Source organism: Streptomyces sp. NPDC048192, assembly GCF_043202415.1.
GTDB lineage: Bacteria > Actinomycetota > Actinomycetes > Streptomycetales > Streptomycetaceae > Streptomyces.
This window is the reverse complement of the sequence record NZ_JBIDAL010000021.1, coordinates 1-24,203: the sequence shown is the minus strand read 5'-3', so window position 1 is coordinate 24,203 and position 24,203 is coordinate 1. Positions and strand designations below refer to the sequence as shown.

22 protein-coding genes and 3 pseudogenes are annotated in these 24,203 nt (G+C 70.3%); 6 read left to right on the top strand and 19 right to left on the bottom strand.

Features of this window, described 5'->3' with window-relative positions:
* Positions 1-53: 53 nt before the first annotated feature.
* Both ACGFZN_RS34450 and ACGFZN_RS34445 read right to left on the bottom strand, forming a co-directional pair.
* Positions 54-929 carry an alpha/beta fold hydrolase gene (locus tag ACGFZN_RS34450; RefSeq protein ID WP_393862397.1) on the bottom strand — a complete coding sequence of 292 codons (876 nt, stop codon included), beginning with the start codon at positions 927-929 and terminating at the stop codon, positions 54-56.
* 339 nt (positions 930-1,268) lie between these two features.
* Positions 1,269-1,952: a haloacid dehalogenase type II gene (locus ACGFZN_RS34445; RefSeq protein ID WP_393862396.1), complete on the bottom strand. Its 684-nt coding sequence runs from the start codon at positions 1,950-1,952 to the stop codon at positions 1,269-1,271.
* 193 nt (positions 1,953-2,145) lie between these two features.
* On the opposite strand from ACGFZN_RS34445, the gene ACGFZN_RS34440 reads away from it, so the two are divergent.
* On the top strand, positions 2,146-2,787 hold the full coding sequence (locus ACGFZN_RS34440) for a uracil-DNA glycosylase (protein ID WP_393862395.1): 642 nt from the start codon (positions 2,146-2,148) through the stop codon (positions 2,785-2,787).
* A 499-nt stretch (positions 2,788-3,286) separates the two neighbouring features.
* Here ACGFZN_RS34440 and ACGFZN_RS34435 read toward each other — a convergent pair.
* Positions 3,287-3,481 (bottom strand): annotated as a pseudogene (locus tag ACGFZN_RS34435) (transposase family protein); the annotation flags it as partial.
* Between the two features lie 381 nt (positions 3,482-3,862).
* On the opposite strand from ACGFZN_RS34435, the gene ACGFZN_RS34430 reads away from it, so the two are divergent.
* From ACGFZN_RS34430 to ACGFZN_RS34415, 4 genes and pseudogenes are all read left to right on the top strand, one after another.
* Positions 3,863-4,450 (top strand): hypothetical protein, encoded by a 588-nt coding sequence (locus tag ACGFZN_RS34430; RefSeq protein ID WP_393862394.1) that lies wholly within the window; start codon positions 3,863-3,865, stop codon positions 4,448-4,450.
* Positions 4,441-4,965 (top strand): annotated as a pseudogene (locus tag ACGFZN_RS34425) (trypsin-like serine protease); the annotation flags it as partial. The gene ACGFZN_RS34430 and the pseudogene ACGFZN_RS34425, both read left to right, overlap by 10 nt.
* Positions 4,907-5,227 carry a trypsin-like serine protease gene (locus ACGFZN_RS34420; protein ID WP_393862393.1) on the top strand — a complete coding sequence of 107 codons (321 nt, stop codon included), beginning with the start codon at positions 4,907-4,909 and terminating at the stop codon, positions 5,225-5,227. The pseudogene ACGFZN_RS34425 and the gene ACGFZN_RS34420, both read left to right, overlap by 59 nt.
* Positions 5,228-5,611: 384 nt before the next feature.
* Positions 5,612-6,463 (top strand): MarR family transcriptional regulator, encoded by an 852-nt coding sequence (locus tag ACGFZN_RS34415; RefSeq protein WP_393862392.1) that lies wholly within the window; start codon positions 5,612-5,614, stop codon positions 6,461-6,463.
* A gap of 377 nt (positions 6,464-6,840) precedes the next feature.
* Here the strand turns inward: ACGFZN_RS34415 and ACGFZN_RS34410 are convergent, their stop codons facing one another.
* Positions 6,841-7,632, bottom strand: coding sequence for a hypothetical protein (locus ACGFZN_RS34410; RefSeq protein ID WP_393862391.1), 792 nt, complete (start codon positions 7,630-7,632; stop codon positions 6,841-6,843).
* Positions 7,633-7,754: 122 nt separating this feature from the next.
* Here ACGFZN_RS34410 and ACGFZN_RS34405 point away from each other — a divergent pair, with 122 nt between their 5' ends.
* Positions 7,755-8,291, top strand: a complete 537-nt coding sequence (locus ACGFZN_RS34405; RefSeq protein WP_393862390.1) for a MarR family winged helix-turn-helix transcriptional regulator — start codon at positions 7,755-7,757, stop codon at positions 8,289-8,291.
* 54 nt (positions 8,292-8,345) lie between these two features.
* Here the strand turns inward: ACGFZN_RS34405 and ACGFZN_RS34400 are convergent, their stop codons facing one another.
* From ACGFZN_RS34400 to ACGFZN_RS34330, 15 genes and pseudogenes are all read right to left on the bottom strand, one after another.
* On the bottom strand, positions 8,346-9,164 hold the full coding sequence (locus ACGFZN_RS34400) for an amidohydrolase family protein (RefSeq protein WP_393862389.1): 819 nt from the start codon (positions 9,162-9,164) through the stop codon (positions 8,346-8,348).
* A gap of 3 nt (positions 9,165-9,167) precedes the next feature.
* The gene (locus ACGFZN_RS34395) at positions 9,168-9,629 is read right to left on the bottom strand and encodes an amidohydrolase family protein (RefSeq protein WP_393862388.1); all 462 of its coding nucleotides are present in this window, start codon (positions 9,627-9,629) and stop codon (positions 9,168-9,170) included.
* Entirely contained in the window at positions 9,626-10,189 is a 564-nt protein-coding gene (locus ACGFZN_RS34390; RefSeq protein WP_393862387.1) for a nuclear transport factor 2 family protein, read from the bottom strand. The genes ACGFZN_RS34395 and ACGFZN_RS34390 overlap by 4 nt, the downstream gene beginning before the upstream one ends.
* Entirely contained in the window at positions 10,186-11,085 is a 900-nt protein-coding gene (locus tag ACGFZN_RS34385) for a methylenetetrahydrofolate reductase (protein ID WP_393862500.1), read from the bottom strand. Before ACGFZN_RS34385 ends, ACGFZN_RS34390 begins: the two co-directional genes overlap by 4 nt.
* A gap of 56 nt (positions 11,086-11,141) precedes the next feature.
* A complete protein-coding gene (locus ACGFZN_RS34380) occupies positions 11,142-12,074 on the bottom strand; it encodes a carbohydrate kinase family protein (protein ID WP_393862499.1) in 933 nt (310 codons plus the stop codon).
* A gap of 22 nt (positions 12,075-12,096) precedes the next feature.
* Positions 12,097-13,305, bottom strand: a complete 1,209-nt coding sequence (metK, locus tag ACGFZN_RS34375) for a methionine adenosyltransferase (RefSeq protein WP_393862386.1) — start codon at positions 13,303-13,305, stop codon at positions 12,097-12,099.
* A gap of 4 nt (positions 13,306-13,309) precedes the next feature.
* Positions 13,310-14,002, bottom strand: a complete 693-nt coding sequence (locus ACGFZN_RS34370; protein ID WP_393862385.1) for an O-methyltransferase — start codon at positions 14,000-14,002, stop codon at positions 13,310-13,312.
* Positions 13,999-14,940, bottom strand: coding sequence for a TauD/TfdA family dioxygenase (locus tag ACGFZN_RS34365; protein ID WP_393862384.1), 942 nt, complete (start codon positions 14,938-14,940; stop codon positions 13,999-14,001). The genes ACGFZN_RS34370 and ACGFZN_RS34365 overlap by 4 nt, the downstream gene beginning before the upstream one ends.
* Entirely contained in the window at positions 14,937-16,541 is a 1,605-nt protein-coding gene (locus ACGFZN_RS34360; RefSeq protein ID WP_393862383.1) for an AMP-binding protein, read from the bottom strand. The genes ACGFZN_RS34365 and ACGFZN_RS34360 overlap by 4 nt, the downstream gene beginning before the upstream one ends.
* Positions 16,528-17,175: a thermostable hemolysin gene (locus ACGFZN_RS34355; RefSeq protein WP_393862382.1), complete on the bottom strand. Its 648-nt coding sequence runs from the start codon at positions 17,173-17,175 to the stop codon at positions 16,528-16,530. Before ACGFZN_RS34355 ends, ACGFZN_RS34360 begins: the two co-directional genes overlap by 14 nt.
* A 30-nt stretch (positions 17,176-17,205) precedes the next feature.
* On the bottom strand, positions 17,206-18,210 hold the full coding sequence (locus tag ACGFZN_RS34350; protein ID WP_393862381.1) for a methyltransferase: 1,005 nt from the start codon (positions 18,208-18,210) through the stop codon (positions 17,206-17,208).
* A gap of 311 nt (positions 18,211-18,521) precedes the next feature.
* Positions 18,522-19,976, bottom strand: a complete 1,455-nt coding sequence (locus ACGFZN_RS34345) for an amidase (protein WP_393862380.1) — start codon at positions 19,974-19,976, stop codon at positions 18,522-18,524.
* A gap of 46 nt (positions 19,977-20,022) precedes the next feature.
* Positions 20,023-20,634 carry a flavodoxin family protein gene (locus ACGFZN_RS34340; RefSeq protein ID WP_393862379.1) on the bottom strand — a complete coding sequence of 204 codons (612 nt, stop codon included), beginning with the start codon at positions 20,632-20,634 and terminating at the stop codon, positions 20,023-20,025.
* 276 nt (positions 20,635-20,910) lie between these two features.
* Positions 20,911-21,913 (bottom strand): annotated as a pseudogene (locus ACGFZN_RS34335) (IS5 family transposase).
* An 84-nt stretch (positions 21,914-21,997) separates the two neighbouring features.
* Positions 21,998-23,944, bottom strand: coding sequence for a S9 family peptidase (locus ACGFZN_RS34330; RefSeq protein ID WP_393862378.1), 1,947 nt, complete (start codon positions 23,942-23,944; stop codon positions 21,998-22,000).
* Between the last annotated feature and the right edge of the window lie 259 nt (positions 23,945-24,203).

Sequence of the window (24,203 nt, the reverse complement as noted above, 5' to 3'; positions counted from 1 at the left end):
TTCCTGCCTCTGAACGTCGGCCCTCAGGGCCTCCCGCGCGGGGCCGATTTCGGTTACTTCGCGGCTTCCTGCACATGCTTGAGAATGTGCTCCGCCCATGTTTCCGGAGAATCGACCGGGCTGAAATGCCCTGTGTTCTCCATGAGGCGCAGGTCGTAGTCGCTGTAGAAGTCGTCCAGCGTGTCACTCCATTCCTGAGGGAAGAGCGCATCGCTGTCCGGCCACAGGATGGTGATGTTCTTCGGGAACCTGTCACCCGGCGCCGGTTTGGTCTCGTTGGCGTAATAGGTGATGGGGTTGCCCTCGGGGTGGCGGAACCACATCGCGCTGGCCACGAATGCGCCTGGTTCCGAGTGATTGTCGGTGAGATGGTCGAGAAGTTCGTCGACCGCGGGCGAGCCGGGGGGCGACCAGCTCACCAGGTTCTCCCGCAGCGCGGCACGGACGGCTTCGGGCTTCCCGTCGATCAGGTCTTCGACCAGTCTTGTCTTGTACATGATTGCATGCAGGAACGCGTTGACGGCCTTCTCCTCGAGAATCCGCCTCCCGACTCCCATGGTCGGCGGCGCGATGACCAGGGAATGCGCCAGATCGGGACGCTTCATGGCGATGGTTTGGACGGTGAAACTGCCCACGTCGTATCCGCACAGCACCGCGTTACTGATGCCCAGTTCGTCGATGAGAGCGATGACACCGTCGACCTGGCCGCTCAGCGAATAGGCGTTTCCGACGTCTTCCAGGTGTTTGTCCGACTTTCCGTACCCGCGCAGATCCGGAGTCACCACGTCCACGCCGTCACCCAGAAGCGGCACCACACGCGAGAACTCCATATGATCTCCTGGGTTGCCGTGCACGAGCACAACCGGCGTTCCGCTGCCCGAACGCTCGAAATAGTTGCGGAAACCCTGCGTAGGCTGTGAAAAAGGCATGGAAATACCCTCCTGTTGCCTCTCACTTGGCTGACTGCCCGAAGATCAAAGGAGATGGAACGGACAGGCGCGGCACGGACGTAGTCCGACTTCAGGACCCGTTGGCCGTGCCGTTGAATTGATCCAGTGCGGCGCCTTGCCACACGCATCCAGGGCGCTCCAGCGTCTCCAGCCACCGATGACGCGCCGGAAAATACATCCCTCAAACATCATGGGGTCTGAGGCCACCCCACGCATCTGGGCACCTCCCCCTTGTTGAGACCGGCCCCGCCGAGTTGGAGGTCACCCGCGGCACGAGCCCAGCTCAGGAAACAGAGTGCCCCGCATCACCCGGCAGCCTCACCCCATGAGCTGGTCGGCCAAATCGGACAAGTCGTGGGCCTGCACGTCGAAGTTGCCTGGTGAGCTGGACTGCGCTTCGCCTGGTCGTGCCAGGAAGGCTGTTGCGACGCCTTGTTCCGCTGCTGCCAGAAGGTCCCACTCGTGCGCGGCCACCATCATCGTCGTACGCCGGTTCAGTCCGAGGGTGTCCAGCGCCCAGCGGTACACCGCGGGATCGGGTTTGTACGTCCTCACCACCTCCGACGACAAGACGCAGTGCCATCTCAGGCCACCCGCGGCGGACAGACGCGCCAGACCGGAGAAGCTGGAATTCGACAGTGCCACCACAGTGAAGGAGTCGGCCAGTCTTCCCAGCATGCGCGGTGAATCGGGCCAGGGCCGCAGACGGTGGGTGGCGGCGGCGAGGTCTTGCCGGGCCTGGTGAGGCAGGTCCTCCATTCCCAGCGCTCTCACGGCACGGTGCAATGCGTCCCGCGTCAGCGCGTCGTGAGATTTCCACGCGGCTCGCTTCGTGCGAACGTCCGTCATCAAGGCGTTGAGTTGTGTGAGCCACGCCTCCACCAGGGCATCTGCTGGCTCTGAGTCCATACCATGCGCGGACAATGCCGAGCGCGTTGCGGCATGGAGCGATCCCTGAAGGTCGACGACGGTGCCGAGCACGTCGAACAAGAGCGTCGACACGGAGAACGGGTACCTGTCCCCCGCTGCACGACCTTTCACCATGGGTGCATCACCCCTGTCATTCTGTGCCGATCATCACGACACAGGAAGTGGTCAGAAGCTCCGCAACCGACAGGGCAAGGGAGCTGCCTGGCTCCATAATGAGAGCAGGCTGGACGCGCCGTTACCGGGCCGACTCTCCGCAGGGTGGTTGATGAAGATGGTCGACACCGGAAAATTCTGGAGGCTGTTGTACAGCCTTCCAGTCCCTGGCGATGCCGAATTCCTGTACGGGCCGCAGGAGCACGGGCGGCTGCGGGAGCGCAACCTCCGCCTGTACCTGGAGCACATGGCGGCCACCCGGCCCGTCATCCTGCTGGTGGGTGAGGCTCCCGGCTACCGTGGACACGCCGTCACCGGCATCCCGTTCATGAGCGTGCGCGAGCTTGCCGCCCGGCCGGGTCTCATCACCGGGAACGCAGAGGGTGATGGATTTGAACTTCCCGTAGCACCGGCCGCCCAGTGGGAGGCGTCATCGGCCGCCGTCTGGAACGCGATGGCAGCATGGCGCGGTCCCTTGCCGATGTTCTGGCCGATCTACCCGAACCACCCTCATGAGCGGGGAAACCCTGCCACCAACCGCGCCCCACGGGCCGAGGAGATCACGGCCGGGACGCCTGTCGCCCTGGCCTTGGCCGAAGCCTTCGGCATCACCACCCTTGTCGCCGTGGGCCGAAAAGCCCAGACTGCCTTGCAACGCGCCGGCGTGACGGCCGAAGCCGTGCGCCATCCGGCTCAGGGTGGCGCACGGATCTTCGCCGGCCAGCTCGCCGCCCTCAACGAGGCCCTGGCGTAGGGGCCTGGCGTAGGCGACAGGGGCCACAGGCGTCCGGCGCCGTCCGGGCCGACGGCATAGCGGGCGACGCCGTGCAGGGCGCCGGAGCGGTGGTCGAGCACGTCCTCCTTGCCGCCTCACCTGTCCTCCAAGGCGTCGGCGGCCGCCGTAATCGGCGACTGCAACGGGACGGAGGTGTTGGACGCTCTTGCTCGGGGAGCGGGGATTCTGCCTGCCTGGACCGCCGGTGTGACGCTGCAAAATCGTGTAGATCGCACCGGGCATGAGCGCGGCGGTGATGTTGTCATCCGTCCGCGGCTTCCAGCGCGAAGAGCACCTTGGCGGTCGTGGACTGGCCATAGGCGGACTACGGGTCCGACAAGGGCTGTCCCGCAAACGCTGGCCGGGTTGTGCTTGGGTGAGAGCGGGACACCCGCGGGAGTCCGGCGCGGCGGCTGTGGCAGCCGGTTGGCAGGCCGTGAGAGCCGCGAGAACATGCAGGCCGGCACTACGCCGTCCTGTTCTTCGAACGCTCGGCGACGTTGTGATCGCGAGTGGGAACCAAGGTGCCGTCCACGATCAGCACGGCATCCCTGCGGTACCGCCAGCGCTGGCGCAGGGCGAAGGGTGGCCCGAGGTGGTCGATGACGCGGCCTGCATCCGACTTGGAGATCCCGAAGAGCGGGGCGAGCTGACGTAGAGTCAGGTTGGTTCGCCCTCGGGGTAGTTACGTCGCGCACACCACGCTGACCCCCTGCAGTGCGGTACGAAAGTCGGACCTGTCAGCGCGCCAGTGCCGGGACCTTCGGCGTGGGGATTCAGGACGAACTGGCTCTCTGCGCCGACCACTAGCGCGGCACTGACGACCTCGCTCCACGATGGCGTGCCCTTGTCACACTCTCGGAGAGGTCCCGGCAGGGGCATAGTCCACGCCGGGGCCGGGCCGCGAGCGAGATGACCTTTGCCAGATCTTCAGTTGACGAAACCTTTGATTGACGTTTTCTTCACGTCAACTTCATGATCAGGCCCTGACTTCGCCACGGAGAGCGACCCCATCATTTCCCCAGGGGGGAATTTGTCCAGTCGTCACGGACCCGTGAAGCGCCCTTACGCAGTTCGCGCAAGGCTCGCCGCCATCACGTCCGGCCTGTTTTTTGGCCTGCTCACCGGCTGTTCGGGTACGGCTTCCGTCCGCTCCGTCGCCTACGGCGGACCCTTCGACGGCAAGGACCAGCAGCCGATCAACTCCGGCCAGATGTGTGTGCCCGTCCCGACCGGTGGATCGGTCGCCTTCGGCGGCGACGACCTCGACAACTACGGTGATCAGAAGGCGGTGATCGACAAGGTCACCCTTCTCGGTCCCCACGGCCTGCACCTCGTCACGGCCTTCCTGTTGGGTAAACGGTCCACCGACTACGGTTACTCCTCCTATCCGCCGCCCGCCGACTTCCTCTCGGCGGGCTGGGCGGCGCGGCAGCCGGCGGTCGGGGCGACCCTGCCACCCGAAGGCGTCAAGGAATGGATCGTCTCGGCGTACAACCTGGTGACGGTGGTCAAGGTGACCGGCACTACACACGTCGGCATGCGTGCTGTACTGGTCGACTACCACGTCGGCTCGAAGAAGTACCGGTGGCACAACCTGATCAGCCTCCAGGTGGAGACGAAGAAGAAGCAATGCTCCTGAGATCGGCACGTGCCTCCCTGTGGGTGGTGCTCGTCGGCGGGCTGCTGTCCGGAGGGGTCACCCTCCGCGCCGGCGGCCCGCCGGCCCGGCCCTCCGTCCGTAACGTCGTCGCGCTCGTCAACGCCTCCGCGCCACGAAACGACATCTTCAACGGCCAGTTCTGCGGCGGCACCCTCGTCGCACCCGACCTCGTACTCACCGCGCGGCACTGCCTGCTGCGGCCGCCACGAGGGTCCATCGACGCGGTCGTGGGGGCTGACAACCTGTGCCACACAGCGCCCGTCACCGGCCAACGCCTGCACGTCACCCGCACGCCGGCATACCCGGATCGCTCCGTGGACGGGGCGCTGCTCGTCCTGGCCGGCTCTGTCCGCGTGCCGCCCGCACGGCTTCCCATCCGGCCATCATCCCTGCCGGCCACGGGCACGGCATTCGGCTGGGGAGGGGACGGCTACGGTGGCGTGGCCCCCTGCCGGCGCTCTGAAGTGGCTCTCCGGTTCACCGATCCGCAGCGCTGTGTACGCGCCCAACGCGATCTCGGCAGTCCCGCCGCGCCCGCAGTGGCAGCTGCTGCGCGCCCAGCCGGCTCCCGGGGCCACATGGAACACATGCACCGGCGATTCGGGCGGCCCCGTCCTGGCGACACCTTCGGCGACGACCGTCACCGGCATCATCAGCCGGGGTCCCAGCTGCCGCGTCGACGACGTCAGGGTGTACGTCAGCGTGGCACCACTGGTGCCGTGGAGCGACCACGTGGCGAACACACCGCGCGAGTGATCGCCGTCCGGCGGCGTCGTCACCCGCCACGGCCGGCCGCGTTGCGGGCGGGATTGGTTGACGGCCAGGACCTCTTTCGGCCGCAAGCAGGGCAGCGGCCGGGGGGAGGCGCGCGGGCGGGGCAGGACGGTGGGGACATGCGGGATGGGCCGCCCCAGGGTGGGACGGGCCGTCGGCGACGCGTGACCAGGTCAGGTCGCGTCCAAGTCCAGGCGGGTGGTGGAGTCGACGCGTAGCACCTGCCGTGGGTTTGGCCGGCCATCCACCCGCAGGTAGGTGTGCTCCAGCTGCTGCTCGCAGTTCCGCACTGCTTCCCTTTGGGCGCCGATTAGTTTCCGTGTGCCGGACGGTCCAAGTCGGCACACCTAACAAGGGGAGAACCCGATGGGCACGACGCGCTTGCATCCGACGACCGACATCGCCCGTCGCATGTTCGAGCTCCTGGAGCCGATCTGTCTGGTCACCTACTTCGCCGACGAGTGCAACGAGGAACTGGCCGCCCTGGGCCACCGCACCTACTGGGACGGCTACTTCGCCAGCCGGGCCGCACCGCTGGGACGGGTTCCGGCCCAAGTCGTGCACGCAGCCTTCTACAACTTCGCCGACGGGGAGGCCGCACGGCACATCCCCAGCGCCTGGGAGACGATCCCGCCCGAGGCCTCCGTCGCCGCGCGGGAACGGGGCAGCGCCGCCTCGCTACGGCGCATCCTCGGCGACGAGCTAGCCGACTCCCCGGGCCTGGTGCGCGCCGCGGACCTGACCACCAAGGCCGCGACGAGCGCCCCCACCGAAGGCCGGGTGATGTACGCCGGCATGCGCACCCTTGAGGTACCCAGCGACCCCGTCGCCCGGCTGTGGCATTCCGCGACCATGCTGCGCGAGCACCGCGGTGACGGGCACATCGCCGCTCTCGTCGGCGCGCGCATCGGCGGCACGGAGGCCCATGTGCTCTCCGCTCTTGAGCAGGGCATCCACCCCCCGGAGTCGTTCGGGCGCATCCATCATCTGCCGAAAGAGCGCCTGGCCGCGGTCATGGACGGCATGCGTGAACGCGGGCTCGTCGACGCCGACGGCCACTTCACCGACGCCGGCCGCGCGACCAAACAACGCATCGAAACCCTCACCGACGAACTCGCCACCCCGCCCTACGACGCCCTCTCCCCCGCCGAACTCGACGAACTGATCACCGAGCTCGAACCCATCACCGAGGCCCTGGTGGCCACAGGCTCGCAGTGACACGGCACTTGCACCGTGGCTTCGTCGTCCAGGGGCGCAGCGACGATGCCGCCGCCGACACCCGTGCGGCGTGGCCGCAGGCGGCATGGCGGAATGACTGCGGCGGCGCTGGGCTCGTGATCGCCTTCGAGGACGAGACCGCGTTCTCGAAAACGCCGCCGCGCGCCCGCACCTGGGGCAGGCGTGAGCACACGCCGTTGGTGGGGGGTGCGTGGCCGCTCCCGGCGCAGCTGGTCGATGGCCGGGAGCGATTGCCGCGACCTGATAGTCCGCGCACACGTCCAGCTCCAGGCCCACATCGTGCGGAGCTGGATGTGGGCCTGGGCCCCGATCTGCAGCCGCCTTGCAAGCTAGGGACTCACTCTCCCACCAAGGGGTCAGGCACCCCGGCTTGACGTGGTCGCGTGCGCGAACGACAGCTCCAGGAACGTGTCCAGTTCCTTGCGCGCCCGGTCGGCGTGTGGGCCCGTGAAGATCTCCGCGGCGTGGAGCGTGCCGGGAAGGACGACCACCTCGGCGCTCGGGAAGCTCGCCGCGACCTCGTGCAGGCGGCGGGCGTCGGCCAGCGGGTCGTCGGCCGTGCCGAGGAGGAACAGCCGGCCGTCGTAGGGCGTCGAGGCGGAGGTCCCGTAGCCGCCGAGCGAGGCGAGGGGGCTGATACCCGCCACTCCGACCGGGCGTTCGGCGCCGCTTGTCTTCGGCGCCAGACCCAGCATCACGTTGCCGCCCATGCAGCCGCCGACCCAGGCGACCCGGTCGGCGCCCTGGGCGCGCAGCAGGCGGGTGGCGTGCGAGACGGTGCGTTGCCGGTCGGTGCCCCAGTCGATGCTGGCGACGCGGTAACCGGCCGCAGCCAGGCGTTTCGCCTCGGCGGCCCACTCACAGGCGTCGCCCCAGGAGATGGGGGCCAGGACGACTCCACGGGGGCCGGAGCCCAGGGTGACGATGCGGGAGCGGGAGGTGCCGGGCTGGAGGTGAGCGGTGGCGCCGCTGCCGGCGAAGCAGGGCGGTGCGGCGGTCTCGGACAGGCGGAGGTCCGGCACGGCGGTCGCCTTTCTGGGTGCGGGTGCGGAGCTGCGGTTCTCGGTGGCGCCGTCGCGCGCGCAGGCTCCTACGGCGGTCAGGACGAGGGTGGCCATCAGTACGCGGCGTGCGTGACGAGTGCCCATGCAGGGAACACTAGCAACAAAGCATTGCGCAAAGCTATCCGTAAAGATAAATAGAGAACCGACCCTGTGCGTTAGGCGGCTGGCCTGGTGTCCTCGCGTTTCGGCCATCCAGTATCTTTATCGTGAGCAAAACAGGAAAGGTGGCGCCAGTGGAGCCCGACCACGTTGACGAGATCATCTCGGCCTGGCGCGTCGAGATGCCGGAGATCGCCGGCCTCCCCCTCGAACTCGCCAAGCGCACCGCCCTGCTGGTGTCGGCCTTCGATCTGACCGCCGCCGCCGCGCTGGACAAGCTGCATCTCACCCAGGCCGAGTACGGCGTGCTCGCCACCCTGCGCCGGGTCGGTGCGCCGTACCGGCTCAAGCCGACCGATCTGACGCAGGCACTGCTGCTGTCCTCCGGAGGCACCAGCAACGTGATCAAGCGGCTGGTGGCCGCCGGGTACGTGAGCCGGGAGGCCGACGCCGAGGACGGACGGAGCAGCTGGGTCGAACTCACCCCGCTGGGCGTCAAGACAGCCGAAGAGGCGGTGCGGGCCACCACAGCGGCCCACGCCCGCCTCGTCTCCCGGATGCCCGACGCCACCGCCCGGGCCCTGAGCGAACACCTGCGCGTCGCCCTCGCCGCCGTAGAGGAGGGCGTCCTCATCCACCGGTGAGCCCGGTGGTGGCCGGCCCGGCCCAGCGGTGGCCGGGTCCGCCACAGCCGGTGCTCACCTCTTCGGCGCCGGCTCCCGCAGTCGGTCGCGTACCGCTGCCGCGCGTTCCAGCAGACAGGGCAGACCAGGGTGCAGCAGCCTGCCTTCGCGCTTCACCACACGACCGGCGACGAGCACCGTCTCCACATCACCCGGGCCCATGGCCGAGACCACCGTTCCCACGGCGTCGTACACCGGAGCCACCCCCGGCCGGTCGCTGCGCAGCACCACCACATCCGCCTGCTTGCCCGGCGTGAGCGACCCCGTCACACGACCCAGGCCCAGGACCTCCGCACCGGCGATCGTGGCGTACTCCAGCAGGTCCCGGGTCGTGGGCAGGGCGACCTGCCCGTCCGTCCCCTCTGTCAGACCCTGCAGGGCCGCCAGGCGCGCCACCTGGAAACCCGTGCGCATCGGGCCGAACATGTCGGCCGCGGCGGCCACCTCGACGTCCGTGCTCAGACCGGGCCGCAGCCCCGCCGCGGCCGCCGCTCCGAAGGGCGGCAGACCGTGGCCCATGGTCATCTCGATGGCGGGCGCGATGGAGAGCGCCGCCCCGCTGTCGCGCATCAGCCGCAGTTCGCCCTCCTCCAGGCCCGTGCCGTGGATGAAGACGGTGCCGGGCCTCAGGACGCCCAGCCGGTGCAGCCGGGAGACCGGCCGGCCGCCCCGCACGTGCAGGGCGGCCGGAACGGCCAGGTCCCGGGCCAGGGACCAGATCCGCCGGCTGTCGTCGTCCCCGCCGCCGTCGGCGTTGATGGCCATCGTCACCAGGGCGTCACCCGTGCCGAGCCGGGTCTCGCGGACACGGCGGGCGTCCTTCGCCGGCCCCATCCCTTAGGCGAAGACACAGCGCACGCCCGAGGACTCCAGGGCGTCGAGGAGGGCGTCGGTGTGCTCGGGAGTGGGTTTGCCGACGTTCGAGATGTCCTGGACCGTGGTCACACCGGCGTCGAGGGCCGCCAGCGCGCTGAGCGCGTTGCCGACGTACAGCTCGTCCGGGGTGAGCCGGGGGCCCAGGGCACCGAGGACGGTCGCGAAGTACTCCCCGAGCGTCTGGTCGGCTCCGCAGCCGCGCAGCACCGCCTGCCACATGTGCCGGTGTGTGTCGACGAAACCGGGCAGCACCAGGCGGCCACGGGCGTCGATGCGGTCGTCGACGTCCGCGGCACCGGCGTCCGGGCCGACGGACCGGATGACGCCGTCCTCCACCAGCACGTCGGCGCACGGCAGTTCCCCGATCGCCGGGTCCATGCTCAGCACGTGCCCGCCGGCGATGAGGGTACGGCGTCCGCTCACGCCCGGCCCCAGCCCTGCGGAGGGTCGTGGCGGCCGGTGCGCAGGATCCAGTACTCGCTGTTGCGGGTGCACAGCCGGTCGGATCCGACGGTGCCGAAGGTGAGGACGTTGGTTTCGATCAGGGTGATCCAGTGGTCCCCGTCCGGATTGGCGGCCGGGGCGCGCAGGGTGACCCACATCTCGACGGCCGCCCGTTCACCGGTGACGACGGGGGTGCCCTGCCGGTAGCCGATGTCGGACTGCCCCGAGGTGACGTCGCGCCAGTAGCGGCCGATCGCGTCCCGGCCCCGGTAGGTCTGGGACTCGTCGCCGGGCACCGCCTCGTACAGGGCGTCGGGGGCGAAGAGACGTACGGCCGCCGCGGCGTCCTTGGTGCGCCACGCCTCCAGGTAGGCGGTGGTCCACCGGGACACGAAGGCGCAGGTGAGCGCCTGGCTCCCGGGCTGCTCGCCGGACGGGGCGGCGACGGCCTGCCCGGCGAGGGCCGGTGCCGCCGTCAGCAACGGCACGGCGGCGACACCGGCGCGGAACAGGGAACGGCGGGCGGGTCGGAGAGTCATACGCGCTCGGCTTCCAGTCGTAGGGGCGGCGCCGTCGTGGGCCGCGTCCCGATGCCCAGGGCGTCGAGGACGTGCCGGGTGGCCGCCGTAGTGTTCAGGGAATAGAAGTGGAGGGCGGGAACGCCCTCGTCCAGCAGCCGCGCGCACAGTCGTACGGCGGCGTCCAGGCCGGCGGCCCGGAACGCCGCGGGGTCGTCGGCGTACCGCGTCAGGGCCCGCGCCTGCTCGGGCTCGCCGCGCACCCCGGACAGCTCGACCGCCTTGCGCAGCACCTTGGGGGTGGTCATCGGCATGACGCCGGGCAGCAGCGGCACGTCGCAGCCCTGTCCGTCGAGCCGGTCCCGCAGCCGCAGGAACGCCTCCACGTCGAAGAAGAGCTGCGCCACCGCGAAGTCCGCGCCGGCCCGGATCTTGCGCACCAGGTGGGCGAGGTCCGAGGCGGCGTCGGGCGAGCGCGGATGCCCGTGCGGAAAGGCGGCCACGCCGACGCAGAAGTCGCCCAGGGTCCGGGCCAGCGCCACCAGTTCAGCGGCGTGGGTCAGGCCCTGCGGGTGGGCGATCCACTCGCCGCCCGGGTCCCCGGGCGGGTCACCGCGCACCAGCAGCAGGTTGCGTACGCCGGTCGCCGCGTACCACGACAGGGCGTGCCGCAGTTCGGCGACCGAGTGGCCCACCGCCGCCAGGTGGGCCACCGTGCACAGGGTGGTCTGCTCGCGCAACCGGGCCGTGGTCTGCACCGTACGCTCCCGGGTACTGCCGCCGGCGCCGTACGTCACCGAGGCGAACACCGGGGCGAGTGGCTCCAGTTCCCGCACGCACCGCCACAGCCGCCGCTCGCCCGCCGGGTCGCGTGGCGGGAAGAACTCCACCGAGAACAACGGTCCGGGGCGCCGCAGGGCCGACGCGACGGTGACGTCACGGCCCCCGCCGCCGCCCCTCACAAGGCCGCCGGTCACCGCCCCACCCCCGCGAGGGCACGCTCGCGTACCGGCCCGTAACTCGCCTCGTAGTCCTGGCTGCCGACCGACTCCAGAGCGGTCGCGGCCAGCGCGCAGCCGGTTCTGGCCGCTTCCGTGTCGTCGCGGCCGCGCGCGTGTTCGGCGAGGAAACCCGCCCGGAAGGCGTCGCCCGCTCCTGTGGGGTCGGCCACGCGTGCGACGGGGACGGCGGGCACGGTCACGGCAGGAGCGGCGTGCCGCTCGATCCGGGCGCCGTCGGCACCGAGCGTGACGACCCACGCGCCGACCCGGCGCAGCACGTCCTCCCCGCTCAGGCCGGTGCGCTGCAACAGCAGCGCCTGCTCGTAGGCGTTGGTGAACAGATAGCGCGCGCCCTCGAACAGGCCCCGGATAGCGGCCGGTTCGAGGCGGGCCAGCTGCTGGGACGGGTCCGCCGCGAACGGCATGCCGTGGCGGCGGCACGCCTCGGCGTGCCGGACCATGGCGGCCGGGTCGTCGGGGCCGACGAGGACGAAGTCCGCGTCGACGAAGAACTCCTCCAGCCGGATGTCGGCGGCCTCGGCCATCGCCCCGGCGTAGAACGTGGCGATCTGGTTCTGGTCACGGTCGGTGGTGCACACGAACCGTGCGGTGTGCCGGGTGCCGGAGATCCGCACGGGCGAGGTGTCCACGCCCGCGGCCTCCAGCAGGGCGCGCTGTTGGGAGAAGTCCCGGCCGGCCGCGCCGACGAGCAGCGGGCGCAGACCCAGACGGGCGAGCCCGTAGGCGATGTTGGCGGCGACGCCACCGTGCCGCACCTGGAGGTCGTCGGCGAGGAACGACAGCGACACGTGGTCGAGCCGGTCGGCCATCAGGTGCTCGGTGAACCGGCCGGGGAAGACCATCAGATGGTCGGAGGCGATGGACCCGGTGACCGCGATGCGCAGCGCGGCCTCCGCCAGGCCGGGTTCAGGCATCGGCGGCGTCCTTCAGCGCGGCGGCCCGGTCCAGCCGCTCCCAGGGCAGGTCGAGGTCGGTCCGGCCGAAGTGGCCGTAGGCCGCGGTCTGCCGGTAGATCGGCCTCAGCAGCCCCAGGTCGCGGATGATCGCGGCCGGACGCAGATCGAAGACGTCGCGGATGGCGGCCTCGATCCGCACCGGGTCGACGGTCTCGGTGCCGAAGGTCTCCACGAACAGCCCGACCGGGGCGGCCTTGCCGATCGCGTAGGCGACCTGGATCTCGGCGCGTTCGGCGAGCCCGGCGGCGACCGTGTTCTTGGCCACCCAGCGCATGGCGTACGCCGCCGAGCGGTCCACCTTGGAGGGGTCCTTGCCGGAGAAGGCGCCGCCGCCGTGCCGGGCCATCCCGCCGTACGTGTCGACGATGATCTTGCGTCCGGTGAGTCCGGCGTCACCGACCGGACCGCCGGTGACGAAACGGCCGGTGGGGTTCACGAGGGTGCGCAAACCGTCGGTGGCGAGGTCGAGGGCCTCCAGCTCCGGCTTGATCACATGGGCCAGCAGGTCCGGTTCGAGCAGCCCGGTCAGGCTGACGCCGTCGGCGTGCTGCGCGGAGACGACCACGGTGTCGAGACGCACCGGACGCTGTCCGGCATACTCCACCGCGACCTGGGTCTTGCCGTCGGGCCGCAGATAGGGCAGCAGACCGTCCTTGCGGACCTGGGTGAGGCGGCGGGCGAGCCGGTGCGCGAGCGTGATCGGCAGCGGCATCAGCTCGGGCGTCTCGGAGCAGGCGTAACCGAACATCAGGCCCTGGTCGCCGGCGCCCTGACGGTCGAGGTCGTCGTCGGTGCCGCCGTCCTGGCGGGTCTCGTACGCCTCGTCGACGCCCTGGGCGATGTCGGGCGACTGGGAGCCGATGGAGACGTTGATGCCGCAGGAGGCGCCGTCGAATCCCTTGCCGGAGGAGTCGTATCCGATACCGGTCACCACGTCCCGCACGATGGCGGGGATGTCGGCCCAGGCACGGGTCGTCACCTCGCCCGCGACATGCACCTGACCGGTGGTCACCAGGGTCTCGACGGCCACGCGCGCGTGCGGGTCGTCGGTGAGCAGTGCGTCGAGGATCGCGTCGGAGACCGCGTCCGCGACCTTGTCGGGGTGGCCCTCGGTGACCGATTCGCTGTTGAACAGCCGGCCTCGTGACGATGTGGACATCTGCTCAGGCTCCTTCGCCGGTCGGGTGCGGACGGGTGCGTACGGTCAGTTCGATGCCGTCGCCCAGCGGAAGCTGCTGGGACAGATAGCCGTTCGCGGGCTCGCGGACGTACGAGAGGAACTCCTCCGGGAGCATCGGCAGATTGTCGGAGACGATCAGCGCGCCGTCCGCCAGAGCCGGTTCGAGGACCCGCAGAACCGGCAGGTACAGCTCCTTCCAGCCGTCCAGGAGCAGCAGGCCGACCGGGCCCGGCAGGTCGGACAGCTCCTCGCGGGCGTCGCCGGTGCGGATCTCGGCGAAGTCCAGCAGGCCCGCCCTCTCCAGGTGGGCAACGGCCCGTCGGGCCTTGCCGTGGTGGAGTTCGGAGCCGATCACCCGGCCGGTGCCGTTGTCGCGCACCGCGGCGGCCAGATAGAGCGTCGAGGCGCCGAAGGACGTTCCGAACTCGACCACGAGCTGCGGGCGCGCGCCACGGACCAGTTGGTAGAGCAGCGTGCCGACCTGCGGGTGGACCGGCAGGGCGGCCTCGGCGCACAGCTCGGCCGCCTCCTCGGCGGTGGGCGGCGCCGGCCAGGCGGCGACCGTGTCGTAGGCACGTCGCACGACGTCGTCGTCATGCCGGGCGCCCCGGGCGATGTCGTCCAGTACGGCCGTGATCCGCGGGTCGGTGAGCGCGTGGGCAACCGCCTGGGTCATCGGCCCTCGCCTCCCCCGGTGACACCGTCGACCAGCTCACGGCGGATGTAGCTCTGGGCGTTGTAGATGGTGCGGTCGGTGTCGAGGATCTCCCGACGGCCGTGCATCACGCGGGTGTTGTCGATGAGCGCGACATCGCCGTCCTGCCAGTCGATGTCCTCGGTCAGTTCGTCGGTGAGGGTCTTCAGCTCGGCCTGCAGATCGGCGGGGATCTCCTCGCCGTCCTGCAGGGTGATCCGGGGTGTCTCGTAGTTGTACGACGGCCCGAAGATGCTGTTGGCCCAGGCGAGCCGCGTGCCGAACAGGGTGCTGTGGGCGGCACCGGTGGTGTACGCGTACCGGATCGCGCCGTCCTCCTCCAGGGTCAGGCGCGTGTGCGGGTCCGCGCCGACCAGGGCCTCCATGTCGGCGAAGGTGATGTCGGCCGGTTCCTTGCGGCCCTCCAGCTGGTGGGCGACGAACGCCTTCCACTTGGGCTCCTCGACACGCCGGCTGTAGGTGATCGGGCTGCCGCCGAACACCTCACGGGCGCGCGGGCTCGACGCGTCCCATACGCGGTAGCCGTCGCAGACGGTGGTCTGCGAGCCGGCGGAGGCGGCCTTCTCGCAGAAGAACCAGGTCAGGTCGGGGCCGAAGGGGCTGTTGCCGTTCTCCAGGTGCAGTCCGACGGCCGCGGTGCCCGCGTCGACCTTCTGGGCCACCTCGCCGCCGTGGAAGCTGCGGGCGGGGTCGAGCGTGATCCGTGCGGAGTGCGCCTTGACGAACGCCGAGAACTCCTCCAGGTCCGTGTGGAAGCCACGGAACAGCAGGAATCCGGAGTCCGCGAGCAACCCGGTGACCCAGGCGGGGTCGAGGGTGCCGAGCGAGTCGGATCCGCCCGCGATAACGAGCTTTCCGGTCGCCGTGCCGTAGGGGCGGACCGCGGCGGTGCTGGTCATGCTTCTGCTCCTTCGTTGGCTTCGATGGCTCCGTCGGCTTCGCCGGCGTGCAGCTTTCCGGTGACGAGGTCGTGCTGGACGGCCCTCCTCATGGGCCTGCCGGTGACGGTGAAGTACCGGCGGTACAGCTCCTCGGAGGCGACGACGATGTGCGGCTGCGCCACCCGCTCCACCTCCGACAGGTGCTCCTCGCCGAAGGCGCGTACAGCCTTCTCGGCATCGGCCGGATCGACCGAGCCGTCGACCAGGAACAGGCCGTGCAGAGCGGTCAGGCCGTCGCCGACCACGGCCACCGCCCGGACGAACGGCAGCTGCGCGTACTGGGCCTCGACCCACTCCGGGGCGACGTTGCGGCCCGCCGCCGTCACGATGACGTTCTTCTTGCGTCCGGTGATGCTGATGAAGCCGTCCTCGTCGATGTCCGCCAGATCGCCGGTGTGCAGCCAGCCCTCGGCGTCCAGGACCAGGCTGGAGGGGTCGTTGCGGGTGTACCCGGCGAACAGCGAGGTGCTGTTGACCAGCAGTTCGCCGTCGTCCGCGATACGGACGGTGACGTGCGGCAGCGGGCGTCCCACCGTTCCGGTACGGCGGGCGGAGGGAGTGTTCCAGCTGACCACGGAGCTGTTCTCGGACAGTCCGTAGCCCTCGTGGACGGGCAGCCCGTACCCCTCCAGGCGGCGCAGCAGATCCGGATGGACGGGTGCACCGCCGCAGCAGATCAGCGGTGCGTCGCCGGTCCCGAACAGGGCCGTGGCGACGGGCTCGCCCGCGCCGAGCGCCGCTTCCGCCCGGGCGGCGAACGCCTCGACCAGCGCCGGCGTGGCGACCGTCGCGGTGGGCCGGGCCGCCGCCACGTGGGGCAGGACGTCGGCCGGTGCCGCCGCCGCAGTGCCGACCAGCGGCATGTCCTCGGGAAGCAGCACCAGGGTGCCGCCGTCGAGGAGGACCAGGTACAGACCGGTGACCTGCTCGATCAGCAGGCTGAACGGCACGACCGACAGATAGCGGGTGAACGCTCCCTCGGGCATCACCGTGCGCAGCGAGGTCAGCAGCGCGTCGAGGCCGTGGGCCCGGATGCGTACGCCCTTGGGACGCGAGGTGGTACCGGAGGTGTGGATGACCTTGCACTCCCAGTCGGCCGCGGTTTCCGGGTCCCCGGGGGCCGCGAGGCGCAAGGGCGCGTCGGGCACCGGCCCGTCGGCGGTCACCGTCACCAGGGGGCAGTCGGCGCCGAGGACCCGCCGTCTGCCCCACTGCTCGAGCCGCTCCTGCCCGGCCCGGTCCACCAGGCAGAGGTCCACGCCGTCCAGCAGTCCCGCGGCCTGCTCGGCGGAGAAGGCCAGCGGGACCGGCACCTCGACCGCCCGCCGAGCGATCAGCGCGAGGTCGGCGATCACGAACTCCGGGGTGTTCCCACACACCACACCAACCCGTGGGGCCCGCCCGTCGACGGGGCGGAGCCGTGGGGCGAGGGCCTGAGCGCGCCGGCTCACCTCGCGGTAGCTCAGACTTCTGACCGGTGTGCCGCCGGGGCCCTGCACCTCGACCAGCGGACGGTCCGACTCCGCCGTCCGGACCAGTGCCTGTTCAACGAGTCGCATGCTCGGCTTCCTCGAACTCGGGGATACGGAACTGCAGTTCGGTGACGGTGTAACGGCCGGTGGCGTCGGCGAACAGCCGGTGCAGGGAGTTGAGCGGGATGACCCCGACGGTGGGTTCGTGGGCGTAGTACGTGCCCCAGCGGCCCAGTTCCTCCGAATCGATCCGGCCGGGGTCCGCCGGCCCGATCGGCACGAACGCGATCCCGACGCGGTGCAGCGTGGTGACCAGGCTCCGTGTGGCGGTGCACAGGATGTACTCCATCCCCAGGCACCAGGACATGATGGGTGTGACGCGGATGAGTTCCCGGCCGGCGGTGCGCCGCGCGCTGGCCAGCGCGCCGACCTCGACCACCCGGCTGCGGTCGGCCGAGGTGCCGAGAGCCGCCTTGATGGCACCCTCGATGTCGGTGTCGAGGTACCGCTCGGAGAACAGCGGACGGTCGGTGCCGAAGGTCAGCCCGGCACAGGCCACGACCTCGCCGTCGCCGCCAGCGCCCCCGCTGGGTCCGGCGACGATGAACAGATCGGGGTTCGGGACCACGTCCGCCTCGTACGACGTGGCATACACCTGGTGCGCAAGCTCCGCTGCGTTCTGCCACTGCCGGGTCGACCGGCGGGCCAGAGCGATCTGCACGCTGTTTCTCCTCCCCCTAGGCCGGCACCGTCACTTGGTGCCTATGACCAGGGACACGGAGGACGGCAGCCGAATCTGCTCGACGCCGCCGAGCCCGGCGTCCGTGAGCCAGCCGGAGATCTCGGGGAAGCTGTAGGTGCGGTCGCCCGAGCAGGCGAACATCGCGAGGCTGAACGCCGCGTTGTGGGCGTCGAGTTCCGCACCGCGCACGTCCTCCAGGACGACGATCCTGCCGCCGGGCCGCAGCGCCTTGGCGGCGCGGGCGATCAGGTCGCGGTTCTCCTCGTCGGTGTGGTTGTGCACGATCTCGAAAAGGAACACGAGGTCGTAGTCGGAGCCGAGGTCGCCGCTGAGGAAGCTGCCCCGGCGCAGCGAGACGCGGTCGGCGAGACCGGCCTTCTCGATGGCCGGCCCGGTGTTGGCGAGCGCCTCGTCCAGGTCCATGATCGTCGCCGTGAGCTGGGGGTGGCGCCGGCACATGGCCATGGAGTGCAGGCCGTGCGAGCCGCCGAGGTCGAGCAGCTTGCGGGCGCCTTCGGGCAGTTCGACGGCGTCCACGATGGAGTCCACCGTCAGCCGGGACTTGATCTTCATGTACTCGGAGAAGTCCCGCCCGGCGTCGGGGTTGTTCTCCCAGCGCTCCCACAGCGACTGGGCGGGCTTGCCGTGCCGGACGGCCTGCGGCAGCTCCCACATGACGTTGATCAGCTCGTACGCCCACAGCAGCGCGGGGGTGAAGTCGTACTCGACCTTCCCGCCCAGCCAGCGCTCGGCGAGCGGGCCGTTGCGGTAGCGCCCGTCCTCCAGGGTGAGCCAGCCGAGTACGGCGACCACGTCGGCGACGGCACGGATGCCGTCGGCCGTGGCGCCGACCGCCTCGGCGAGTTCGTCGGCACTGAGCGGACCGCGCTCCTCCAGGGTGGCGAACAGACCGAGTTTCGCCGCGGTGGTGAGCGCGGCGTAGTGGATGGTGCCGCCGATCACTTCGTCGATCGGGTTGCCGGTCAGCTGCTCGTCAGTGGTGGTCTGGAACATGATGAAGCCTCCTGTTTGTGGGCAGGGTGGTCGCCGCGTGCGAGGACACGTGGTTGTGGGCGCGGCAGCGGTTGTGGGCGCGGCAGTAGGGCGGACGGTCGGCGCTGCGGGCGAGGGGTGGCACCCCCTGGCTGCTCTGCGCGTTGCGGCGGCGAACGGCTGTTCCGCTTCGGTGAGGGGCGCGAGCCGCTCCCACGAGGGCGGTGTCGGCAGGGGAATGCGGGCGTGCGCCATCGCCGCCGGTTCGAGGGCGGAGTGTGTGAGGGTGTGGGGCCCGGTTCAGGGCACGGGCCGTCGGCGCGGGGAACCCGTCAGGGGTGGGTGACAGGCGGTCTCAGCCGGGCCCAGGGCCGGGCCTGTTCCAGCTGGGCCGCGAGGGCGAGCAGGGTGTGCTCGTCCCCGTACCGGCCGGTGAACTGCACGCCGACGGGCAGCCCCGCCGGGTCCTGGTGCAGCGGCACGGACATGGCCGGCTGACCGGTCAGATTGGCCAGTGGTGTCTCGTGGGCGAAGTCCAGTGCCCGGGCGAGCTGTTGCTCCGGGTCACCGTGCGCGCAGAAGCCGAGGGGCGGCGGCGGGGACGCCGTGACGGCCGAGATCAGCACGTCGTAGGAGTCGTGGAAGGCGGCGAGGGCTCTGGCGGTGCGCTGCAGATGGCCGATCTGGAGGAGATAGTGCGCGCTCGACAGGGAGCGGCCCCGCTCGTAGAGCCACCAGGTGAGTTCCTCGACGGCTTCCGGTGCGGGAGTGCGTCCGGCCACCGTGCTCTGGGCGGTGATCGCCGAGGACACCCCGGCCGCCCAGACATCGAGGAACGCGTCGGCGACATCGGGCATCGCCGGTGCCGGCGCGTCCTCGGTGACGGTGTGTCCGAGGTCCGCGCAGAGCCGGGCGGCCTGCAGGACGGCCTCGACGCACGAGGCGTGCAGGGTGTCGGTGCCGGCGCGTGTGGTGAAGGCGATACGCAGCCGGCGCGGAGGCTTCGCGACCGCGTCGCGGAACGGGCCGGGCGGCGGTGGTGCCGGGTAGGGATCGCCGGGGGCGGGGCCGGCGATCAGGTCCAGGGCCGCCGCGCTGTCCCGTACGGAACGGCTGACCACATGCTCGCTGGCCAGTCCGTTCATGAGGTCGCCCACCTGGGGGCCGAGCGGGGTGCGGGCCCGGGTGGGCTTGAGTCCGAAGACTCCGCAGCACGCGGCCGGGATACGGATGGAACCGCCCGCGTCGTTGGCGTGGGCGAGTGGCACCAGGCCTGCCGCCACGGCCGCCGCGGCGCCGCCGCTGGACCCGCCGGCGGACCTGCCGAGGTCCCACGGGTTGCGCGTGGGACCGTGCCGGCGGGGTTCGGTCGTGGGCAGGACTCCGAACTCGGCCGAGTTGCTCCGGCCGAGGATGAGCAGTCCGCCGGACTTGAACCGCTCGACCAGCGTGCTGTCCTGGCCGGGGACGAAGCCCGCCAGCAGACCGGACCCCTGCGTGGCCTCCAGTCCGGCGCAGGCCGCCCCGAGGTCCTTGAGCAGGAAGGGCACGCCGGCCAGTGGTCCTGGTGGCTCCGATCCGGTGAGCGCTCTGCGGAACTCCGGGTCACCGGCCTGCTTCCGGGCCCGTTCGTAGTCGGTGATGGGCACCGCGCCGACCGTGGCGTTCGCCGCCTCGATCCGTCCGATCGCGGCTTCGACCAGTTCGTCCGCACCGATCTGCCCCGTCCGGACCAGATCGGCTTGGGCGTGTGCGTCGAGCCATGCCAGTTCCTGCCGGTCAGTCATCCCCATGCCCCCCCACAGGCTTCGACTGCGATGGCGTGCCCGCTGGTCAGGCGGACGCGCCCTCCAGGTCCACGGCCTGACGTCCGGCCAGGAAGACGTGCGTGGTCTCGGCGATGCGACGGCCCAGAGCCTCGGCGGTGCGCAGGTCGCTGGCGCCCGGCGTGACGTCGGGTCCCTCGTCGTTGTTGGCCTGGGACATGGCGCCGAGCCAGCTGCCGAGCCGGTTGATGTCCTCCGGGCTGCCGGCCGAGGTGTTCCAGCCGCCGTACTCGGCGAGGCCGACCCAGATCATGCCGTGCTGGGCGGCGAACAGGGCGATGTCGAACAGCGTGTTCAGCTTGTCGCCGGACATGTTGCCGCTGTTGGTGAAGCCGCCGGCGATCTTGTTCTTCCAGCGGAGGTTGTCCCCCCAGACCTTGCTCGTGGCCTCGATGAAGGCACGGAAGACGGCACTGCTGCCGCCCATGTAGGTGGGCGTCCCGAAGATGATCGCGTCGGACTCCTGGAGCGTCTCCCACAGCTCGTCGGTCAGCTCCGCGAGCGGGACGAGCGTGACCTGGGTGTCCGGAACCTTCTCCGCCCCGGCCGCGACGGCTGCTGCCTGCTTCGCCGTGTGCCCGTAACCACTGTGGTACGCCACAGCCACCTTGACCTGCATGAATCCCCCTTGTGAGACAGTGCCCGGAGCACCAAGTTATTTGTTCATAAAGCATCTCGAAAAGCTTTGACGGAAGAGACTCTACTCAGGTGCCGAGCCGGAAGGCAAGCAGCGCCGGACAGTCGGCGCGTCGTGGCGCGCGAGCCGCAGAGAGCCGGCATGGCCGCCCGCGTGCATGGCGGACCCGTCGGTGGGGCGGGCGACGGCGGTGGACGGCCGCCTCCTGGTACGAGGCCGACATCGAAGAAACCCTCTAGGGCGCGTATCGAGTCGTGATCAACGAGTGGCTCTGGTGAGGTCTTTGATCCAGATCATGGAGGCGCGGAGGTGGAGGCCGGCGGGGTAGCTTTGCGGGGTCTTGTCGTAGCGGGTGGCGATGCCTCGCCAGGCCTTCAGTTTGTTGATCAGCCGTTCGACGGTGTTCCTCTCCTTGTAGAGTTCGGCGTCGTGGCTGACGGGTCGGCCGCCCCGGGAGCCCTCCTTCTTGCGGTTGGCGGCTTGATCGACCTTTTCCGGAATTACGGCCTTGATCTGTCGTGTGCGCAGGTGAGCGCGGTCGCCCCGGGACGAGTAAGCCTTGTCTGCGGCGACGGCGTCGGGCCGAGTGCGGGGCGGCCGACGGGCCCACGGACACGGATCTTGCTCAGAACGGGGATGAACTGCGGGCTGTCGGCCGCCTGTCCTGCGGTCAGGAGGAGCGCCGGCGGGCGGCATTTGCGGTCGGCGGCGACGTGAACCTTGCTGGTCTGCCCGCCCCGGGAGCGTCCCAGGAGGGCGGCCTTCAGGCGGAGCTTCCGGCGGCGTCGGATGCGTCGTCGCTCTTCCCGCTCGGGATCCGCGTCGGCGTCTCGTCCGCTTTGTTCTACGCGGCCGCCCCTTTTGACCTAGCCTTCTCCTCCTCTGCGGCGGCCTTCCCCAGAGAGGTGAGCACGTCCTCGCTCATGTGCATCCCGGCGGCATCGTGGTGGGCGCGCGCGGTGGTGGAGTCGATGCTGACCAGCGACAGGTCCACCTCGCCCCGCTTCGCGGCCTCCGCGATCAGGCCCTCCAGAAGGGCCTCGAACACACCGGCGTCACGCCACTGCCGGAAGCGGTTCGAGACGGTCGACCAGGAGCCGAAATCCTGCGGCATCTCCCGCCACTGCCCGCCGGTCTTGAATCGCCAGATCACACCCTCGAACTGCTGCCGCCGCCGCTCGGGATACGGGCCATACTCGCCGATCGGCAGGTACGGCCCAATGAACTCCCACTCTTCGTCCGTCAGTCGCACTCGCGTCACTCAAGATGATCTACCGGATCAGAGGCTCAGGGCGGGGTCGAATCTGCAGATTGATCATGCACCGATACACGCCCCTGCTCGGGCCTATAGCCAGCGGTCGAACCAGGCGCGGATTCGCCGAAGGGCGTCGAGTTGGTGGGCACGCTCCTCGAGCCCGTGGCCCTCGCGGGGATAGACGACGAACTCGTGCTCGACCCCGAAGTGGCGCAGGGCACGATGGAAGTGGATCGCCTGGCCGAGCGGGACATTGGTGTCCTCTTCGCCGTGCAGGATCAGCACTGGGGTGTTGATCCTGGAGGCGTAGGAGATCGGACTGTGCCGGTCGTGGACGTGCGGTCCCGGGCCCTCCCATCCGGTGCTGCCGCCGAGCGCCGCGTCGAGGATGCCCCAGTCGCCGGTCCCGGCCTGCATGCCCCAGTCACTTATGCCCGCACCCATCACGGCGGCCTTGAACCTGTCCGTACGGCCTACCGCCCAGGCCGCCATGAAGCCCCCATGGCTCCAGCCGGAGATGCCCAGACGCTCGGGGTCGGCGACTCCCTGCGCCACCAGCAGGTCGATCCCGCTGAGGATGTCGGTCCACTCGTCGCCGCCGACCGCGCCTGCGGCCATGGCGGCGAACTCGTGGCCGTGTCCGGAACCGCCTCGGGGGTTGGGCAAGAAGGCGGCGTACCCGGCGGTCGCCAGCCACTGGCCGCAGTCGACGACGGTGAGGGCGAATTCGTCGGCGTGGCGGAAATACGGGCCGCCATGGACCAGGGTGACGAGCGGGAACGGGCCGTCGTCCCCAGTCCGGCCGACGGGCAGGATAAGCAGGCCGTCCAACCGGAGTCCGTCACAGGCCTGGTAGCCCACGCGCTCCTGGACGCCCCAGCGGATCCTGCGCAGTTCCGGCCCGGTGTCGCTGAGCCGGACCAGCGGTCCGCCGGTGCGTCCGGCATGGACGCTCTTGGGCTCGTACGCCGTGCTCGCCAGCAGGGCGACGGTCTCCCCGGAGCGACTTGCGCTGAGCCCGGCGAGCATGCCGGGGGCGGTGGACAACTGGTGGAACCGCAGGGACTCCGGGTCGAGCCGGTGCAGGGCGGTGTCCAGCCCGTCGGCGAACAGCGCGAGCAGCGGCCCGTCCGCGGCCTGCACCAGCTCGGTCGGACAGACGGGCATGCCGGCGGTGAGGTTGCGGTGTTCGACGGCCGGGCCGGTCGCCGGCGGGACGGTGTCGATCACGGCGAGCCCGCCGACCAGGTGCCCCGGGGTCACCGCCAGGTGGGCCAGATGCCAGACACCGTTGTGGTTCCACCAGGCCAGGGACTGGGCCTCGACCCCGACCGGACCCAAGCCCTGGACGACCGTCGAGCTCAGGTCGACCACATGCAGTTCCGCCGTCAGGACGCCAGGGTCGACCTCAGGGGTGGACCAGCTCAGCACCGCCAACGGGCCGCCGTCCGGGCGTTGGGCCAGCTCGATCACATGCCGGTCACCGAGGCCGTCCACGGTGCGGAGCACGCCGGTCTCCAGGTCGAGCAGGCGCAGCCGGGTGGCGGGAAGGTGCCGGCCCCAGACCTTGGCGTCGTCGCGCTCGGCTTCCCGGCGTTCGTCCTCGGCGAGCAGGGCGACGGTGCGGCCGTCGAGGAGCGGACAGTGGTCAAGGATGCCGCCGCGCCAACTGGTCAAGGCCTCGGCTTTGGCGATGTCCTCGCTGCCATCCAGACGGATGCGCTGGAGTTGGGCGGTGCCCTGCTCCTTGCGGTCGGAGGTGAAGAACAGAGAGGCCGAGTCCGGCGCCCACTTCGGGGCGAGATCGCGCGCCGTGCCGTCGGTCAGCCTGCGCGGGGATGTGCTCCCGTCGACGGCGGTGACCCAGATAGACCCGTGCGGACGCCCGCCCCTTCCGCCGTTCGTGACCACTCCGTAAGCGACCAGGCCGCCGTCCGGCGAGATGGCCGGTGCCACGGCAGCGGCAACATCCACCACCAGTTCGGCAGTGAGCGGGTCGGTCGAGTCGGGAGTCGGCCGCGGTGCGGGATGCGGCATGCGAACTGCCTTTCGCTGGTCAATACGGCAAGCGGACATCCTGTCGCACTATCGGGTCGGCATCACTCGAATTTGGAGAACGGGCCGTATGCGACCTGCCTTTGACGCTCTGCCACAGCCGATGGCACAGACCTATTGATCACGACTCGATACGCGCCCTAGTACCAATGCCGTGTAGTTAGGGGCTGAGCTGTTGTGTCAAGGTGCCTGAAGCAGAGATGGAGCTCCTGCTAGAACCGTGTCGACCAAGATCACTGTT